Source organism: Spirulina major PCC 6313 (genome assembly GCF_001890765.1).
In the GTDB taxonomy this organism is placed as follows: Bacteria; Cyanobacteriota; Cyanobacteriia; order Cyanobacteriales; family Spirulinaceae; genus Spirulina; species Spirulina major.
Genome location: NZ_KV878783.1, coordinates 4,857,490 through 4,875,515 on the forward strand (window position 1 = coordinate 4,857,490; position 18,026 = coordinate 4,875,515).

Here is an 18,026-nt window from a genome sequence, read left to right on the forward strand (position 1 = left end):
CGTCCTGCCAGGACGGCTTCTTATTGTTTATGATTAGCGTAGCGGATAGGGTAATCAACCGCTTTAAAAACCCGATGCTACCTAACTCGTAGCGACTGAACCTTGGAAATTGAATCTATGGGGTTCTACTTCATTGTTCTAGACCTCCCTGCAAGTAGGTAAAAGATTCACAGGGACTAGACGAATCAGTTTTTGGCAAATATTGCTGCCAATCCAAACAAACTTTGGAGCAATCCAACTACGGTGGGGCACACCGAAAGTAACGCTTGGGGAGAGAACCACCTCTATGTAGGACTTCGCAAGGAATCCTAGGTAAGTGGACTCGGTGAGCCAAGAATCCCCGTGCCTTTAGGCCGGGAAGTGTCAAAGTGTTAAGAGAGAAGCGGATCAAGTCTACGGTGCTTGAAGGATTCACAGGTTGGTTTGCAACCATTCAAACCCAGTTTCTGTGGATGTTCAGCCGGGGGAATCTTTCCAACCGTGTTGCTAAGGAGTCGGTTCTCTCACTCCATTTATTGCGATCGCTGTCCATGAATTACCCGCTCAAACAACTGAGTCTGTATCTAGGCCTACTCCTCGTCGGGGGGGGCGTTGGTGTGGTGGGTCATCGTGCCTTGATGGCCCCACCGGAACCCGTGGTCATCGAACGCCCCGCCCCCATCACCCCCACAGCGACCCTCTCCACCACCCCCACCGCCCCCATCCCCACGGCTGCCCCCGACAACATCAACTTCATCGCCGCAGCAGTGCAGCGAGTCGGGCCGGCCGTGGTGCGGATTGATGCCGGTGGAGCTTTCTCCAACCCATCCCCATCCCCTGACTCCGAAACGCAACCCTTTTTCCGACGCTTTTTCCGCGATGATCCGCCCCCAGTTCGCCCCCCGATCCAACGGGGCACAGGTTCCGGGTTTATTCTCAGTGCCGATGGCCGCCTGATGACCAATGCCCATGTGGTAGAGGGGGCAGACTGGGTTAAAGTGACCCTCAAAGATGGACGGACGGTGGATGGGCAAGTCGTGGGCCGTGATACCGTCACTGATATTGCGGTGATTAAAATTGAAGCCGAAGATCTGCCAACGGTGCAGTTGGGTCAATCGGAAACCTTAACCCCAGGGGAATGGGCGATCGCGATCGGTAATCCCCTCGGCCTGGATAATACCGTCACTGTCGGGATCATCAGCGCCCTTGATCGCTCCAGCAGCCAAGTGGGTGTGCCGGATAAACGGGTGAGCTTCATCCAAACCGATGCTGCGATTAATCCCGGCAACTCTGGCGGCCCCCTCCTCAATGCCCAGGGTGAGGTGATTGGGATGAACACCGCGATTCGGGCCGACGCCCAGGGCCTTGGCTTTGCCATCCCCATTGAAACGGCGACCCGGATTGCGGATCAGCTCTTCGCCAGTGGCAGTGCTCAACATCCCTATCTTGGCATCCGGATGATGACCATTACCCCGGAAAGCCGGGCCGAATTTAACCAAAGCCCCAATGCGCCCTTCACCATTGAGCGCGACCAGGGGGTGATCGTGATGGGGGTGATTAATGGGTCACCAGCGGAACAGGCGGGGTTTGAGATGGGGGATATTATTGTGCGTGTGGGCGAAACGGCGGTGATGACGGCGACGGATGTACAGCAGCAGGTGGAGCGGAGTGCGATCGGTGCACCGTTGGCGGTGGAGGTGGAGCGATCGCAGCGCACCGTATCCTTAACCGTGCGACCGGGTGCGTTTCCCAACAGCCCCTAAGTACCGATGATCACCAGTCGCCAAAATCCCCTCGTCAAAGACCTGCGCCAACTGCACCGCAGCAAAATCCGCCGCCAACAGCAATGCCTCCTCCTCGAAGGCACACACCTCCTCGAAGTGGCGCTTCAGCAGGGCTATCCCCTTGAGGTGCTGTGCTATACCGAAGCGTGGCAGGGGAAATATCCACCATTGGCAGCGGCCGCCCAACGCCAAGCCTCCCGTACAGAAATAGTGAGCGAAACGGTGTTAGCCAGCATGGCGACGACGGTACATCCGGATGGTGTGGTGGCGATCCTAGATGATCATTACTTGCCTCGCCAGGCTGCGTCTCCCTTGCGTTTGGGGCTGTTGTTGGCGGCGATTCAAGATCCGGGTAATGTGGGGACGATGATTCGGACGGCGGCGGCGGCGGGTGCGGATGGCCTGTGGTTGGGGCCAGGCACAGCGGCGGCGGATCATCCGAAGGTGTTGCGGGCTTCGGCGGGGATGGCGTTGCGGTTTCCGGTGCTGCCGACGGCGGATGTGGGCGAGATGATCGCAACCCTCAAGCAGCAGGGTGTGGCGATCGTGGCGACGACGATGGGGGCGGATTGTGTCTATTGGGATTGGGATTGGCGATCGCCGAGTTTGATTGTGCTGGGCAATGAAGGCGCGGGGTTAGGTGACGAGATCCAGGCTTTGGCCGATGGGCAAGTCTCGATTCCCCAAACATCGGGAGTGGAATCGTTGAATGTAGCGATCGCAGCGGGTCTACTGCTCTACGAAGCCCAGCGCCAACGCCGCAGCGCGTGATCCGACCGCTGCCGTTTCTCCAAGACAATCAAAATCAATCATTACAATGGAATGGGCCAGACGTGGTCTATGAAAATGTTTCTAATTAATACTTACGACTATGGTTGATCCCAAAGACAACTTCATCTATCCCCGCGCGTCCTATCAAGGGCACTTTGAGCCGGGTAATCTCGTGTTTAATGCGAACTTGCAAGAATTTGCCCAACGGGTCAACTATATCTGCAACCTAGAAACAGCAGGCAAAATCTCATCCAATGATGCCTATGTGCAAATTAAAGACCTTTGGAAAACCCTGAAGCAAAGCTCGAAGGAACTGGGAATCTCGAAAAAATCTCCCCCCGATGAGCCGACGACTTAGGGGTCTGGGGCTTCAGCATCTGTTGCCGCTGATGATCGACGGCGGCGACAGCGATCGCTACAATATTTCACCTCATCCCAACAGGTCGCCCATTTCTTACGCCAAGTGAACGGGCGATCGCACACGGGACAGATTTTTGAGGGGCGATCGGACGGGTTCCGTTGACGAGCCATGGATTCAGACCCCGATTTAACAACAGGCTCTTGCTATTCTATTCATTCCCCCATGATCCCCGCTGCCTCCCTCACCGCCACCCAGGTTAAACAAGAAGCCCACCGCCTCGGATTTCACCGAGTGGGGATCGCCGCCGTGGATGATGAGGCGGATCATGCCCGCCATGCCGCCCGTCTCCAGCAATGGCTCGCCCAGGGCTATCACGCCGAGATGGCCTGGATGGCCAACCCCAAACGCGCCCATATTCGCGACTATTGGCCCGAAGTCGCCGCCGTCATCGCCGTGGCCCTCAACTACTACACCCCCCACCAACACGGCGATGATCCAGCGATCGGCAAAATCTCGCGCTACGGCTGGGGACGGGACTATCACCGCATTTTACAGCGTCGCCTCAAAGCCCTAAGCCGCTGGCTAGAATCCCAAGGGGAGGGCATCAAAACCCGCTACGCTGTCGATACCGCCCCGATTCAAGATAAGGTCTGGGCGGAGCGGGCGGGGTTGGGCTGGATTGGCAAACATAGCAATGTGATCACCCGTGACTATGGCTCCTGGGTGTTTTTAGGAGAAGTGTTGATCAATGTGCCTTTAACCCCCGATGCGCCCCATAGCAACCATTGCGGCACTTGTACCCGCTGTTTAGACGCTTGCCCAACGGGGGCGATCGCCGCCCCCTACGTCGTCGATGCCAACCGCTGCATCGCCTACCACACCATCGAAAACCGCGCCGCCACCCTCCCCGCCCATATCGCCCCACACCTCAACGGCTGGGTCGCCGGGTGCGACATCTGCCAAGACGTATGCCCCTGGAATCAACGCTTCGCCCAAACAACCGATGTCGCTGAATTTCACCCCTATCCCGACAACCTCGCCCCCGATCTCCCCAACCTCGCCCACCTCAGCGAAGCCGACTGGCAGCAACGCTTCCCCGCCTCCGCCCTGCGTCGGATTAAGCCCACCCAATGGCAGCGAAATGCCCGTGCTAATCTGGACAACAGGAGCGATCCTGATGCCCCCTTTTCCCCACCCCCATGACCGAGCCGATCATTCTCTTCGACTTCGATGGCACGATCGCCGATACCCATCAAATGCTGATCGCTATTCTCAATCGCCTCGCTGATGAATTTGGCTATCCGCCCCTCAGCCCTGCCCAAGTGGAAACAATGCGGGGCCTCAGTTCCCAAGAAATTATTCGCCAGTCCCAAGTTTCAGTGTTTAAAATTCCATTTTTAATCCGCCGGGCCAAGGAAGAGGTACAGCGCACGATGCCCGACGTGTTGCCGATTCAGGGGATGGTGGCGGCCTTGCATGCCCTGGCGGCTGAGGGGTATCAATTGGCGATTTTGACCTCAAATTTTGAAGAAAATGTGCGGATTTTTCTAGAGCATCAGGCCCTAGATGGGCTGTTTCGTTGGGTGGATGCCGGGATGACGATTTTTGGCAAACATCGGATGATTCAGCGGGTGCAAGACCGCTATGGGGTGACGACGGCGGATCTGATTTATGTGGGGGATGAAACCCGTGATATTGATGCCGCCCATCGCAGTGGGATTCCGGTGGTGTCGGTGACGTGGGGGTTTAATACCCGCGAAATTTTAGAAATTCATAATCCGGATCGGTTGATTGATGACCCGGCCCAGTTACAAGAGGCGATCGCCACCCTCTACAAAGAACGCATCTAGAATTGGTCAATTTCACTTGCTGCCTTGATCCGTCTGTCTGCAATTCTGCCGTTGGCTATACTAAAGCCAGTCGTTTATTTGCATCATTCGTCATGGTTGCGACCCCCCTGCAATCCACCCTCACCTGGGAAAAGCTACCCGATGACTTCGTGCTGCCCAATGATCCTGTGGATAATATCAATCAACCGGCGCTCGCGGCGGCCCTCACCGAAAGCCTCCAACTCGCGCAACGCCTACCCGAAACCGCCTTCACTGCTACGAATTACGGCATCTGCGCCACCTTAAATCAAAAATTTGTCATCAAAGCTCCCGACTGGGTCTATGTCCCTGAAATCACTGTGCCGCGATCAGACGTGGTACGCAGCTATACCCCCCATCTGCAAGGTGCGATCCCGACCCTCGTTTTAGAATTCCTCTCTGACACCGAAGGGGGTGAATATTCCTCAAAAGCGAGCTATCCCCCCGGCAAATTTTTCTTTTACGAGCAAATCGTCCAAGTCCCCAACTACAGCATTTTCGATCCCGATGCAGGTCGCCTCGAACTCTATCGTTTCGACGACCAAAAACGCTATACATTGCAAACACCCAACGCAGATGGCCGGTTCTGGATACCAGAGATGCACCTATTTTTAGGGGTTTGGCAGGGAATGCGCGAGGGTCGGGATGGATATTGGTTGCGCTGGTGGGATCAGTCTGAAAATCTACTGTTATGGGGTGGAGAGTTAGTAGAGCAAGAACGCCAACGAGCGGAGCAGGAATCCCGACGAGCGGAGCAGGAATCCCAACGAGCGGAGCAGGAACGCCAACGGGCAGAACGCTTAATGGCGCAACTCCGAGCGGCGGGGCTTGAACCGGAGTCTTAACAGAGATTCGTGGGTTCGCGAGGCTTTACCCTGTGGCGGATCTTGAATGGATCGCATCCTGATTGTTGAGCGATCGCACCACAGACGGGATCAGGTGGTGAGACTGAGGGGATTGGGTTGTCATGTGAACTTCTGTCGTGCGAGCTTCTAGCTCGCTGCTTTTTCCCTCAACCCTGGTGTTACAAAACTTTATAATAAGGAAATTGTTCTGTTACTCTCCCCTAATTGTGTCTATCCTCACTCCTGCTTCCCCTGTTGAGTCCGTTCCTGGTCAATATTGGACTTGGCGCGACTATCAAATCTATGCCGTCAAAGCGGGGGACAATCCCGATCGCCCGCCGTTATTGCTTGTCCATGGTTTTGGGGCATCAACGGATCATTGGCGGCATAATATTGCCGAGTTGCAGGCTGATTTTGAAGTGTGGGCGATCGATCTATTGGGTTTTGGGCGATCGCAAAAACCCGCGATCGAATACAGTGGTGACCTCTGGCGAGATCAACTTCACGACTTCATCACCGATGTGATCGGTCGTCCTGTGGTTCTGGCGGGGAATTCCCTCGGCGGCTACAGTGCCCTCTGTGTGGCTGCCCAACGCCCAGAATCGGCCCGCGGCCTGATCCTGCTCAACTGTGCGGGCCCCTTCACCGCACCACCGGACACGCCCCAACCTTCGGCGATTCAAACCGCGATCAGCAAAATCACCAAAACGGTGTTGCTCCAATCCTTTGCCAGCTTTTTTCTCTTCCAATACCTCCGCCGCCGCCGCATCATCCGCAAAACCCTCGAAAAGGTCTATCTCGATCAAACCGCTGTGACGGATCAACTCGTGGAGGATATTTATCGCCCGTCCTGCGATCGCGGCGCGTTGGATGTCTTTCGCTCCGTTTTTAAATCCCCCCAAGGCGAAAAAAATGACCTGCTGCTCAGTCAGATGCACTGTCCCCTCCTGATGTTGTGGGGTGAGGGTGATCCTTGGATGCGGGTCAGTGAGCGATCGCCCAAATTCCGCGCCGCCTATGCCAACCCGGATCACTACACCGAGCATTACCTCAACGCGGGCCACTGTCCCCACGACGAAGCCCCCCACCAGGTCAACCCCCTGATCCGCGACTGGGTCAACACCCTCTAACGTCCAGCGATGGCGAATGGAGAGCGGCTTAGAGTGCGGTGGCTTGCTCTAGTTGAGCGATCGCCGTCTTCAGGATCTTGGCTGATTTTTCGAGGGAAGCTTGTTCCGTTGTCGTCAGTTGACAGTCCACCACCCGCTCCACCCCATTCGCCGACACCATGGCAGGCACACTTAAACAAACCCCATCAAGACCAAACTCGCCGTGGAGTTGCGTCGAAACGGTCATGATGCGCTTTTCGCCTCGCAGCACGGCGGTCGCAATTTTCACCAACGCCATCCCAACCGCGAACCAGGTTGCGCCTTTATAGTCGATGATGTGGTAGGCCGAGTCGCGCACCTGCTGTTCAATAAGCTGCTGTTCTGCTGGCCAATCGGAGGGTGTCCCGTCAAGCTGGCGAAAGTCAGCGATCGGCACTCCGGCGATATTGGTCATCGACCAAGCCGCAAACTCGGAATCGCCATGTTCACCCAAAATGTAAGCATGGATGTTGTGAATATCAACGCCGCAGCGTTCACTGAGGAAATACCGAAACCGCGCACTATCGAGTACCGTACCCGCTCCAAACACACGCCCTTTGGTCGTGCCGGCACTCGCGATCGCCACATGGGTCATAATATCCACCGGATTACTGACGATCAGCATGACCGCGTTGGAATTTTGCGCGACGATATCCCCGACAATACGGCGCATAATCGCGGCGTTGCGTTGGAGCAGATTGAGGCGACTTTCTCCCGGTCGTTGGGTTGTGCCTGCGGTGATCACGATTAAATTTGCATCGCCGTAGTCGCGCACCGTACCGGCTTGAATTGTCACGGCTGGGAAAAAAGGCTTCCCGTGGGCGAGGTCAAGCACCTGTCCTTGTAGGAGTTCTGTGTTGGTATCAATCAGGGTAATCGTGTTCGCGAGGCCGGTTTGGGCCAGGGCATAGACAAAGGTGGAGCCGACAGCGCCAGCGCCGACAACGACAACTTTGCGTTGGGGAGATGAGGTCATGGTGCTCGGTAAAGGGTTGTGCCTTAGCTATCTTAACGATGATTGTGGCAGGCTTGGGCACAGTGATTCATGACGATCGCTCGCCTCCGATGTTTTGCCGTAATCCTGGACAGGGACGCGATCGCTTACGCTGTGGGATTTTCCACCGCGAGCCACGGGGGGAGCGGCGCACTTTGTTCGCGGTGGGCCCAGTGGTGGTAATCGTGGAGCAGATGGGAGAGAATGCGCTGTTTGATCCGACCGAGGACATTCTGAACCAGTCCCACCCCGGCTGTTTCGAGAACGGGAACCGGGGCGAGGAGGAAGAAGGGCGGCACATCCACGGACACCACCACATCGGCTCGTCCTTCGAGGTAGGTTTCGCCTTTGCGGTGAACGGGGATCAGCTTGCCTTTCAGTTCAAGACTAAAGCGATCGTTAATGTAGTCAATGCCGCGAATCTCACAATCGAGAGACCGGATACTCACAATGCCGTAGCTATCCGATTTCACCTCTAGGATCACCGTGGGCTGAAAATGATACAGATTGAGGAGGTTGAGGGGGTTGAGCTTGAGGCGGTAGCGATCGCCCCCTAACACTTCCATCAGTTTTGGGTTAGCGATCGCATTCACCAAGCGTTGTGGTTGCCGGAGATAGTGGTGAATCGGAATACTCTCTTCCCGGACATGGAGGGTGACCGGCTCAGACGCTGCACAACGGATTTTCATAAAGCAGGGCTATAGATGAGGATTTAATATTATTTTATTCATCCTACTTTACATTTAGTGATTAGTCGCAACAAATTCCCCTCCCGCTAACCATCAGGAGCCGCAACCGAACGCCCAGCGGCTCATTCAGGCCCCGGTGCTGCCATCGGGGACAAGAGTTCGATATGCTCCAAATATTGCCAACATTGCGCCGGAACGAGCAAATCCGGGTCCTGTTGCAGTTCCGAGAGGTGAACCCAGCGGGCCTCTTTGGTTACACCGTTTTCCTCAAAGGGAATCACTGACTGTTGATAAAAGTTGGGATCGGTGAAGTCCGCCCGATAGAGTTGAATAATTTCATGGCCCGGTTTGCCTTCGTAGGTGAAAAGGCTTTCCACGCAGCCTAAATATTGGATATTACAGAGCGTGGCGTTGAGTTCTTCGGCAAACTCCCGCTCCAATGCTGCCGCACTGGTTTCGCCAAAATCCACACCCCCCCCCAAGGCGCGGTAAAAATTCCGCCCCGCGATCGCATCATGGCCCACTGACAGGAAAATGCGATCGTGGTCTTGAATTAAGGCCAAGGCAATCACTCGGATTTTCGCTTTTTTACCCATGGAATTCTGTTTCACTCTCAACGACTCATTACAAAAAACTAGAACTAATTGAACATTGCCGCGCTGGATTTTTCAACGGGCCAATCTTCGTTTTCACCCCCAAAAATCACTTGCCGGATGGCGATGTAGTCGTTGCTTAAATGGGTCAGGGCGTTGATTAAGATATCCAGGGCGATCGCATCACTCGTCCCCAAATCAAACCAACAGCGGCCCCAGGTTTGTAAATATTCAAACTCCCCCATATTGTGCATCGGTGCAATCATCGCCTGTTCTAGTTGATCCTCGCTATAGTCCATATAGCTAATCTCGATGCCGCGATCGTTCACCTGCATATTTTCGGCATTGAATGCCCCCAACTTCCCCAGATAAAACCACGAGTTAAATACTTCTTCCACATACTGTTGCTCTTGGGGCGTGGAGACGGTTTCAAACTCTAGCCAAATCCACAGATCAAAGGGATTAAATTCACGAAAAACAATATTCATCTCAGATCACACTCTCGCTAGGGAAACCCCTCGCACTACGTCAGTCCGTAAGCAGGGGTCATGGGTGGGGGTAGTGATGCCGTCTCACGATCAAGGAAGACATCCCATTGACCGCTAAGCCCAGAGGGCAAAGCCTTCAGCATGACACGCCGTTGCTTATCTTGCCATGATTCTGGCCCACTCTGGGCGGCAAGTACGGCGCGATCGCCCTAGGGCTTGACCTTACCAAAGCGGCGATCGCGGTCTTGATAATTGAGCAGGGCTTGATGGAATGCCTCGCGATCAAAATCCGGCCAGGCCGTCTTTGTCACATAAATTTCAGCGTAGGCCATCTGCCAGAGCAGGAAATTACTAATCCGCATCTCGCCACTGGTGCGAATCAGCAAATCCGGATGACTCAATCCGGATGTGTAAAGATGCTGCTCAAACAGGGGTTCATCGATCGCATCGAGGGCCAGTTCGCCCTGTTGGACTTTTTGCGCGATCGCTCGGCAGGCTTGGATAATTTCCTGTCGGCCACCGTAATTCGTTGCCACCGTAAATTCCACATCCTGATTCTGCCGGGTATCAGCCATCGAGCGGGAAATTTCAAGTTGGAGCGATTTCGGGAGCGCCGTTAAATTTCCCACAAAGCGAATGCGGACATTTTCCGCCATCATTTCCGCCAACTCACGCCGCAAAACCTGCTCAAACAACGTCATTAAAAAGTCCACCTCGTGCTCCGGTCGCCCCCAATTTTCCGTCGAAAATGCATAGGCCGTCAGCGCCGGAATTCCCCAGTCTTTACAACAGCGGAGCAAATCTCGTAGTGAATCCACTCCCCGCCGATGGCCCATCACCCGTGGCATCCCCTGTTGTTTTGCCCATCGACCATTGCCATCCATGATGACCGCAACGTGTTGAGGAAGGCGATTCGGATCGAGATCGGGCGGTAAGGTTTCCAGCAGGGGACTTGACTTAACCATCATAAAAGTGTTGCAGCTTGGAGAATGGTCCGCACGATTCACACCAAAACGGACAGGTCAACTAGTTAAAACAATCAAAACTTGCGTTAAACGTTAAGCGCAATCAGCAGGACTTGCAATAAATCTTAAAATACACCGTTGATTATACCCTCTGCCTTTCTGCTTCTCTGCATCAATTTAGTCGGATCAAGACTGGTTTTCTGTCGGTTGGTCGGCTGCCGATCGCAGCGATACCAAGGCGCTTGAGGACTGAATCTGCCTAGACTGCGCTGCGGATATCGTGGATTCGTTCTGGGTTGGGTGGATTGGGACTGCGAGCTTATTTGGAATCGGTGGTTGTGCCGAGCTTGAGGATTCGTTTCACCAGTTCCCAACTTTGGGCCCCCAATTGCCGCCCAATCCGGCCTACGGCTTCGCGTTCGACGGTGGGCGAGAGTCGCTCTTTCAGGAGTTCGCGGAGTTTGCTACTGGTGAGGGGGCGATTCAGTTGGCGATGTTCAGCGAGGGAAATCGATCCCGTTTCTTCGGAGACGACAATACAAACACAATTATCCACCCGTTCGGTGATCCCCATCGCTGCCCGGTGGCGCGTCCCCAGTTGCCGCGAGGCCACCCGTTCCGAGAGGGGCAAAATGATCCCCGCTGCCATGACGCGGGAGCCGCGCACATGCACTGCGCCATCGTGGAGAAGGGTGCTGGTTTGGAAAATAGTTTGCAGGAGTTCTTTGGAGAGTTCGGCGTTCAGCGCAACACCGGGAACGGAGAAAAAGCGTTCGTCGAGGGGTAGGCCGGTTTCTAAGATAATCAAGGCTCCGGTGCGATTTTGAGAAAGTTCCTTGATCGCATCCACCATTTCATCGATGACGTTGTCGGGGCGGGAAATGGGGCGGGCGGAGGGTTTGAAGAGTTGGAAGATTTCGCCGCGGCCGAGGCGTTCGAGGAATTGGCGAAATTCAGATTGGAAGACGACGGCCATGGCGACGGCGGAGCCTAACACCAAGCGTTCGAGGACAAAACTCAGATGCCGGAGACCAAGGCGATCGCTCACCACCGCCGACAACATCAAAATTAGCAAACCCCGCACCATCCATAGGGTACGCCGCTCTCCAATGACCAGTAAAACGGTATAGGTCAACAGGAGAACTAGGGCGATATCAATGAATTCGCGGATTGAGAGCCAGGGCAGACTCACAGCGAAACCCAGCGGCGGCATGAGTAATGGTGGTGGGTGATCATTCCTATTATTAACGATTTAACCCACGCTCTCAGGGGGACGGGGGGGAAGATTCTCATCTTGGCATCTTTAATCCCCCCCTTGTTCTGTGGCATTTAGGGATTGAGGCGGGCGGGTAAGCGATCGCACCGGATCAGATCCTCGTAGGTTTCCCGTTCTAGAATCACCTCCGCCTCGCCCTGGTTCACCACCACGGCGGCCGGGCGGCCGATGCGGTTGTAATTGGAAGCCATGCTGTAGTTGTAGGCTCCCGTGGAGGGCACAACCACCACATCCCCGGCTTCCGTGGGGGGCAGTTGAGCATCGTGGATCACCACATCGCCGGATTCGCAATGTTTCCCGGCCACGGTGACGGTTTCCGTGGCGGCGGCGGACATCCGATTGGCGAGGACGATGCGATAGAGGGATTGATAGGTGATCGGGCGGGGATTGTCGGACATGCCGCCATCAACGGCGATGTAGGTGCGGATGCCGGGGACGGTTTTGCAGGAGCCGACGGTGTAGGCGGTGGCGCAGGCGGTGGCAATTAGCGATCGCCCCGGTTCACAAATTAAACGCGGCAGGGGCAGGTTGCGGGCTTCACAGGCAGTTTGGACGGCCTTGGCGGCGGCTTGCACCCATTCGTCAATGGTCGGGGGATCATCGGCTTCGGTGTAGCAAATCCCCAAACCGCCGCCAATATTGAGGGTATCGATGGGCAGACCGGCGGCGATCGCTTGCACCATCCAATCCACCAACACGCCACCCAGATCTTGATGGGGCTGCCGTTCAAAGATTTGTGACCCGATGTGGGCATGGAGACCCGTACAGCGCAATTGGGGGCGATCGCCAATCCAGGCAAACACCTCCGGCAATTGGGTCGGGTCAAAGCCAAACTTGCTATCAATGTGGCCCGTGCGGATATATTCGTGGGTGTGGCATTCAATGCCGGGGGTGAGGCGCAAGAAGATCTGCGCCGGATGGGCTGGGGTCGCCAATTCTGCCAGGTGCTCCAATTCCAACCAATTATCCACAATGATCGTGCAGCCCTGCTCGACTCCAAAGCGCAATTCCTCCACGGATTTATTATTACCGTGGAAATAGATGCGATCGCTCGTCACCCCCGCTTGCAGCGTCGTCTGGAGTTCGCCCCCCGACACCACATCAAACCCTAAGCCCTCGCTGGCAACGATCGCACAAACCGCCAAACAACTCCAGGCCTTCGACGCATAGATCACCTGCGACTCGCCGCCATAATAGCGCCGGAACCCATCGCGATACTGTTGGCAGGCCGTGCGCAGGGTTTGCTCATCCAAAATATAGAGGGGCGATCCGTAGGTTTTAACGAGGTCTAAAACATCACAGCCGCCAAGGGTAAGGTGATCCGCTGCGTTAACCTGAGCCGTGAGGGGCAAGATGGCTTGGTTGGGTGCGGTATCTGCGGCGGGTAAATACTGTTGGCCCGTGGTGGGGGTAGATTCTGTCGCTAACATTTTCAATTTGGCGTAAGTATAAGAAATCAACCATTAAAATAGTTAATCCTCCTAGTGTACAATCCCCCCTCGTGACTTTATCAAGCCTCCAGATTAAACCTCCCACCGCTGACCAATTAGAGGCGGTGGTGGAACTCGATCGCCACTGTTTGGGGGGAATGTGGAGCCTCGACGGCTACCAACGGGAATTAGAGAGTTCCAATAGTGAACTTCTGGTGATTACGTCGGATCGGGAGGCGGTGCGATCGCTTCCCCTCCTCGGCTTGGGTTGCTTTTGGGCAATTCTCGAAGAAGCTCACATCACCTTACTAATGATCCATCCCGACTATCACGGTCAAGGTCTAGGGCAATGGCTGCTGGGGGTGCTCTTGGCCCAAGCAGCGGCGCGGGGTCTAGAGCGGGCGACGTTGGAAGTGCGCGAAGGGAATACGGGAGCGATCGCACTTTATCAAAAATTCGGCTTTCAAGCCATCGGGCGGCGACCCGGATACTATGGCACCACAGGTGAAGATGCGTTAATTTTTTGGCTCAATGGCTTGCATCAGCCAGGGTTTACTCTAGAATTAGATGCCTGGCACCATCAGCACCAGCATCGTTTAGCGCAGCACGGCTGGCAGGTTGATGGCCCCATGCCGATTCGTTGTTGAAGATACCGTCGGGAGAAAAGCAACCCAGAATTCACCCCAAAATCTGACCGGATTTCGCGCCCCAAATCAATTCCAGTCAACCGATCCCTGCAATGCAACAGGGATCAAAATCCCTGTGCTAGAATGAGCGCACAACGGGCCAGCAACAGGTGATTAAAGAGCATTATGTTTGAACGCTTCACGGAAAAAGCTATTAAGGTGATCATGCTCGCCCAAGAAGAAGCGCGTCGCCTCGGACATAACTTCGTGGGGACAGAACAAATTCTTCTCGGGCTGATTGGCGAAGGCACAGGCGTTGCTGCCAAAGTGCTGAAATCCATGGGGGTCAACCTTAAGGATGCCAGAATCGAAGTTGAGAAGATCATTGGGCGTGGGTCGGGGTTTGTCGCCGTCGAAATTCCCTTCACACCACGAGCCAAGCGCGTTCTGGAGCTTTCTCTTGAGGAAGCACGGCAATTAGGTCACAACTACATTGGAACAGAGCACCTCCTTTTGGGGTTAATCCGCGAAGGAGAGGGTGTTGCCGCACGGGTTTTAGAGAACCTGGGGGTTGACCTCTCGAAAGTGCGGACACAAGTGATTCGGATGTTGGGTGAAACGGCGGAAGTGTCTGCTGGGCCAGGTCAAAGTGGCCGCACCAAAACCCCAACCCTTGACGAGTTTGGCTCAAACTTGACCAACCTCGCCAAGGAAGGAAAACTTGACCCTGTTGTTGGTCGTCAAAAAGAAATTGAACGGGTGATCCAAATCCTGGGTCGCCGCACGAAAAATAACCCGGTGTTAATCGGGGAACCGGGGGTGGGTAAAACGGCGATCGCCGAAGGCCTCGCCCAACGCATTTCCAACCAAGACATCCCCGACATTCTCGAAGATAAACGGGTGGTCACCCTCGATATTGGGTTACTCGTCGCCGGAACAAAGTACCGGGGTGAGTTTGAAGAACGGCTCAAGAAAATCATGGATGAAATCCGCTCAGCGGGGAATGTCATCCTGGTGATCGACGAAGTTCACACCCTGATCGGCGCGGGGGCAGCGGAAGGCGCGATCGATGCAGCAAACATCCTCAAACCTGCTTTGGCACGGGGTGAACTGCAATGTATCGGCGCGACCACCCTCGATGAATACCGCAAACATATCGAACGGGATGCCGCCCTTGAACGCCGCTTTCAGCCGGTGATGGTGGGTGAACCCAGCGTCGATGAAACCATCGAGATTCTCTTTGGCTTGCGCGAACGCTATGAGCAGCACCACAAGCTGAAAATCCTGGATGAAGCCCTCGAAGCGGCGGCGAAACTGTCCGATCGCTATATTTCCGATCGCTACTTGCCGGATAAAGCCATTGACCTGATCGACGAAGCGGGTTCACGGGTGCGCTTGATGAATTCGCAACTGCCCCCGGCGGCGAAGGAACTCGATAAGGAACTGCGCCAAGTCCTCAAACAAAAGGATGATGCGGTGCGATCGCAAGACTTCGACCAAGCCGGAGAATTGCGCGATCGGGAAATGGAAATCAAAGCCCAAATTCGCACCATCGCCGCCGCCAAAAAAGAGGAAAACTCTGGCGGTAGCGAAGAGGGCCCCTCTGTGGATTCAGAAGAAATCGCCCACATCGTTGCTTCCTGGACTGGCGTTCCGGTCAACAAACTGACGGAATCCGAATCCGAAAAACTGCTGCATATGGAGGACACCCTCCACCAGCGGCTCATCGGCCAAGAGGAAGCCGTGCGTGCCGTTTCCCGCGCCATCCGCCGCGCCCGTGTCGGACTGAAAAACCCAAACCGACCGATCGCCAGCTTCATCTTCTCTGGCCCCACCGGGGTCGGCAAAACCGAACTGACCAAATCCCTCGCGGCCTACTTCTTCGGTTCCGAAGAAGCGATGATTCGCTTGGATATGTCGGAATACATGGAGCGTCACACCGTTTCCAAACTGATCGGCTCCCCGCCGGGCTACGTGGGCTACAACGAAGGCGGCCAACTCACCGAAGCGGTGCGTCGTCGTCCCTACACCGTGGTGCTCTTCGATGAAATCGAAAAAGCGCACCCTGATGTTTTCAACATGCTGCTGCAAATCTTGGAAGATGGTCGCTTGACCGATGCCAAGGGTCGCACGGTGGACTTCAAAAACACCCTGCTGATCATGACCTCCAATATTGGGTCTAAGGTGATCGAGAAAGGGGGCGGTGGTCTAGGGTTTGAACTCGAAGACGACCAAAACGAAGCGCAATACAACCGGATTCGCTCCTTGGTGAATGAGGAACTGAAGCAATACTTCCGTCCTGAATTCCTCAACCGTTTGGATGAGATCATCGTCTTCCGTCAACTCAGCAAACCAGAGGTGAAGGAGATTGCCGATATCTTGCTTGCTGAGGTCTTCAAGCGTCTGACGGAGAAAGAAATCAGCCTCGGTGTGACCGACAAGTTCAAAGAGCGTCTTGTCGAAGAAGGGTACAACCCCAGCTATGGGGCACGACCTTTACGCCGGGCGATTATGCGCCTCTTAGAGGATGTGCTCGCTGAAGAAATTCTGTCGGGTCGTCTGAAAGCGGGTGATTCTGCCCAAGTTGATGTTGATGAAGAAAATAAGGTTGTGATTACGCCGCAAGATAGTCCCCGGATCTTGCTGGAGAAAAACTAACCTCCAATCCGTGCATCTACATCCAAAAAGGAGGTGAATTCACCTCCTTTTTTTGTGGGGTTTAGGTTTAAGGTTTAGGATTCGGGGGAGGTTTTGAGGGTGCGGACGTAGCGTTCAAACCAGAGTCCAGCCAGGATGACACCCATGCCGCAGAGGAAAAAGACTAGGGCTTTGGCAATTAATCCGGTGTCGTACTCCACCATGCGCGAGAGAATCTGAAGCACGAGGAGGCTTAAGCCCCACCAAAAGCCTTCCCGTGCGCCTTGGCTGAGGGCTTCTCGGATGCAGGCGATCGCAATCAACAACAACAAACCGTTTAACAAGACCGGGGCAATGATCGCGAACGGGCCAAACTGATGGTGACTCCACAGCACCCCCCCCAGGATGAGTAAGAGTCCAGCGAAGGAACTATCCGTCAGGGTCAGCCGCCACGGGCCGCCCCGTCGTTGTCCCAATTGCCACCAGAGAGCGATCGCGATTGCTCCAAACAGCAGGATCTGAATACTGCCTGCTGTTAACTCTAGAGCGGCTGGGGTGGCGGTGTTCCAATCGCGACCGTCCCACCAATAATGAAACGAGGCGATATAGCTGTAAATACTGACATAGGCGATCGCCAGTTTCGGCCCCAAGGCTCCCACCCGCGCCACGGTCATCGGTCGCCACGCCCATAGCAGGGCCGGAATCAGGCACACTGACGCGATTTGAATCACCACCAAACCGATGCTATTCGTCCCCGCAACCTGCGCCAGATCCCGGAATAAAATCAGTTGAAACATCGCAGCAGCGAAGATGGTCGCAAGGGTAAACAGCGATCGCGACCGACACCATTGCGCCAAGGGGAGATAGAGCGCGATCGCCACCAGGGGAAAATAGTCCAACAGCAGCAACCAAAAACGCGGCGTTTGAGGATCAGGATAAAACCAGAACGACCCCAGCGCCGCCAGAATCATCGAAAGCATTCCCAACATCGTCAGGCGTAAACTGTAGGCCATCACCAAAACCGCCCCACCCCACACCAAAAACAGGGTTTGGACGCTGCCCGTTTGGTGAAACATCTGGGAAAACAGCGCCAAATTCGCCCCCACCAAGAGGCTACCCAGTAACAATAACGCCTGACCCAGCCGCGATTGCCACCGTTGTGCCGCCCCCCGCCACAAATAAAACCCACCACTATTGACCCCGATAAACACCCCCATCAGCAGCATAATTTTGACCGGGCGAGACCAGGCTTGCCAATTGGCCGCCACCAAGGTGATCGCCGCCAAGCCGATTAAAATGCTGCCCAAACCGAGCAAAATCATCACAAACTGATTGCGCGTGGCGCGATCGAGGTGCTCGAATTGGTAGCGATCGCCCAACTGCCGATACAGTTCCGGTGAAATCAGACCCTCATCACGCCACTGCGTCGCCTCTTGGCGCAATTGATAGCGAAATTGATTAGAAGCCATAGTGTTTGAGTTGAGAGGAATTGCATTCATTGTGGCCTGCATCATGAAGCCATTTCACCCGACCCTGTGCCACTTTCTCGCCCCTCCAATCCATAGACACTGT

At 55.0% G+C, this 18,026-nt stretch carries 18 protein-coding genes; 9 read left to right on the forward strand and 9 right to left on the reverse strand.

What is annotated here, in order from left to right:
* Positions 1-530 precede the first annotated feature (530 nt).
* From SPI6313_RS21460 to SPI6313_RS21470, 3 genes are all read left to right on the forward strand, one after another.
* Complete coding sequence (locus SPI6313_RS21460; RefSeq protein WP_072622831.1) at positions 531-1,742, forward strand: HhoA/HhoB/HtrA family serine endopeptidase; 1,212 nt, start codon at positions 531-533, stop codon at positions 1,740-1,742.
* Positions 1,743-1,748: 6 nt separating this feature from the next.
* Positions 1,749-2,534, forward strand: coding sequence for a TrmH family RNA methyltransferase (locus tag SPI6313_RS21465; RefSeq protein ID WP_072622832.1), 786 nt, complete (start codon positions 1,749-1,751; stop codon positions 2,532-2,534).
* A gap of 100 nt (positions 2,535-2,634) precedes the next feature.
* Entirely contained in the window at positions 2,635-2,892 is a 258-nt protein-coding gene (locus SPI6313_RS21470; protein ID WP_072622833.1) for a DUF7219 family protein, read from the forward strand.
* Here the strand turns inward: SPI6313_RS21470 and SPI6313_RS21475 are convergent.
* Positions 2,889-3,065, reverse strand: coding sequence for a DUF2256 domain-containing protein (locus tag SPI6313_RS21475; protein WP_072622834.1), 177 nt, complete (start codon positions 3,063-3,065; stop codon positions 2,889-2,891). The two genes, SPI6313_RS21470 and SPI6313_RS21475, sit on opposite strands and share 4 nt — an antisense overlap.
* Positions 3,066-3,117: 52 nt before the next feature.
* Between SPI6313_RS21475 and queG the strand changes: the two genes are divergently transcribed.
* The 4 genes from queG (at position 3,118) to SPI6313_RS21495 (ending at position 6,738) form a co-directional block, all read left to right on the forward strand.
* The gene (queG, locus tag SPI6313_RS21480; protein ID WP_072622835.1) at positions 3,118-4,098 is read left to right on the forward strand and encodes a tRNA epoxyqueuosine(34) reductase QueG; all 981 of its coding nucleotides are present in this window, start codon (positions 3,118-3,120) and stop codon (positions 4,096-4,098) included.
* Positions 4,095-4,745: an HAD hydrolase-like protein gene (locus SPI6313_RS21485; RefSeq protein WP_072622836.1), complete on the forward strand. Its 651-nt coding sequence runs from the start codon at positions 4,095-4,097 to the stop codon at positions 4,743-4,745. The genes queG and SPI6313_RS21485 overlap by 4 nt, the downstream gene beginning before the upstream one ends.
* Before the next feature lie 92 nt (positions 4,746-4,837).
* Entirely contained in the window at positions 4,838-5,608 is a 771-nt protein-coding gene (locus SPI6313_RS21490; protein WP_072622837.1) for a Uma2 family endonuclease, read from the forward strand.
* Positions 5,609-5,835: 227 nt separating this feature from the next.
* Positions 5,836-6,738 (forward strand): alpha/beta fold hydrolase, encoded by a 903-nt coding sequence (locus SPI6313_RS21495; RefSeq protein WP_245788939.1) that lies wholly within the window; start codon positions 5,836-5,838, stop codon positions 6,736-6,738.
* Positions 6,739-6,766: 28 nt separating this feature from the next.
* Here the strand turns inward: SPI6313_RS21495 and SPI6313_RS21500 are convergent, their stop codons facing one another.
* The 7 genes from SPI6313_RS21500 to lysA all read right to left on the reverse strand — a co-directional run bounded on the left by SPI6313_RS21500 (position 6,767) and on the right by lysA (position 13,191).
* Positions 6,767-7,732 (reverse strand): L-lactate dehydrogenase, encoded by a 966-nt coding sequence (locus tag SPI6313_RS21500; RefSeq protein WP_072622838.1) that lies wholly within the window; start codon positions 7,730-7,732, stop codon positions 6,767-6,769.
* 125 nt (positions 7,733-7,857) lie between these two features.
* Positions 7,858-8,439 (reverse strand): DUF1997 domain-containing protein, encoded by a 582-nt coding sequence (locus SPI6313_RS21505; RefSeq protein WP_072622839.1) that lies wholly within the window; start codon positions 8,437-8,439, stop codon positions 7,858-7,860.
* A gap of 122 nt (positions 8,440-8,561) precedes the next feature.
* On the reverse strand, positions 8,562-9,050 hold the full coding sequence (locus SPI6313_RS21510; RefSeq protein WP_217650702.1) for an NUDIX hydrolase: 489 nt from the start codon (positions 9,048-9,050) through the stop codon (positions 8,562-8,564).
* A gap of 29 nt (positions 9,051-9,079) precedes the next feature.
* Positions 9,080-9,520 (reverse strand): DUF3531 family protein, encoded by a 441-nt coding sequence (locus SPI6313_RS21515; protein WP_072622841.1) that lies wholly within the window; start codon positions 9,518-9,520, stop codon positions 9,080-9,082.
* A gap of 209 nt (positions 9,521-9,729) precedes the next feature.
* Complete coding sequence (uppS, locus tag SPI6313_RS21520) at positions 9,730-10,485, reverse strand: polyprenyl diphosphate synthase (protein ID WP_072623276.1); 756 nt, start codon at positions 10,483-10,485, stop codon at positions 9,730-9,732.
* A 319-nt stretch (positions 10,486-10,804) separates the two neighbouring features.
* Complete coding sequence (cdaA, locus tag SPI6313_RS21525; RefSeq protein ID WP_072622842.1) at positions 10,805-11,698, reverse strand: diadenylate cyclase CdaA; 894 nt, start codon at positions 11,696-11,698, stop codon at positions 10,805-10,807.
* Between the two features lie 116 nt (positions 11,699-11,814).
* Complete coding sequence (gene lysA / locus SPI6313_RS21530; RefSeq protein WP_072622843.1) at positions 11,815-13,191, reverse strand: diaminopimelate decarboxylase; 1,377 nt, start codon at positions 13,189-13,191, stop codon at positions 11,815-11,817.
* A 71-nt stretch (positions 13,192-13,262) separates the two neighbouring features.
* Here lysA and rimI point away from each other — a divergent pair, with 71 nt between their 5' ends.
* Both rimI and SPI6313_RS21540 read left to right on the forward strand, forming a co-directional pair.
* Positions 13,263-13,838: a ribosomal protein S18-alanine N-acetyltransferase gene (gene rimI / locus SPI6313_RS21535; protein ID WP_072622844.1), complete on the forward strand. Its 576-nt coding sequence runs from the start codon at positions 13,263-13,265 to the stop codon at positions 13,836-13,838.
* Positions 13,839-14,003: 165 nt separating this feature from the next.
* Positions 14,004-16,475, forward strand: coding sequence for an ATP-dependent Clp protease ATP-binding subunit (locus tag SPI6313_RS21540; protein ID WP_072622845.1), 2,472 nt, complete (start codon positions 14,004-14,006; stop codon positions 16,473-16,475).
* A gap of 74 nt (positions 16,476-16,549) precedes the next feature.
* Here the strand turns inward: SPI6313_RS21540 and SPI6313_RS21545 are convergent, their stop codons facing one another.
* Entirely contained in the window at positions 16,550-17,923 is a 1,374-nt protein-coding gene (locus SPI6313_RS21545; protein WP_072622846.1) for a DUF2157 domain-containing protein, read from the reverse strand.
* Positions 17,924-18,026 lie beyond the last annotated feature (103 nt).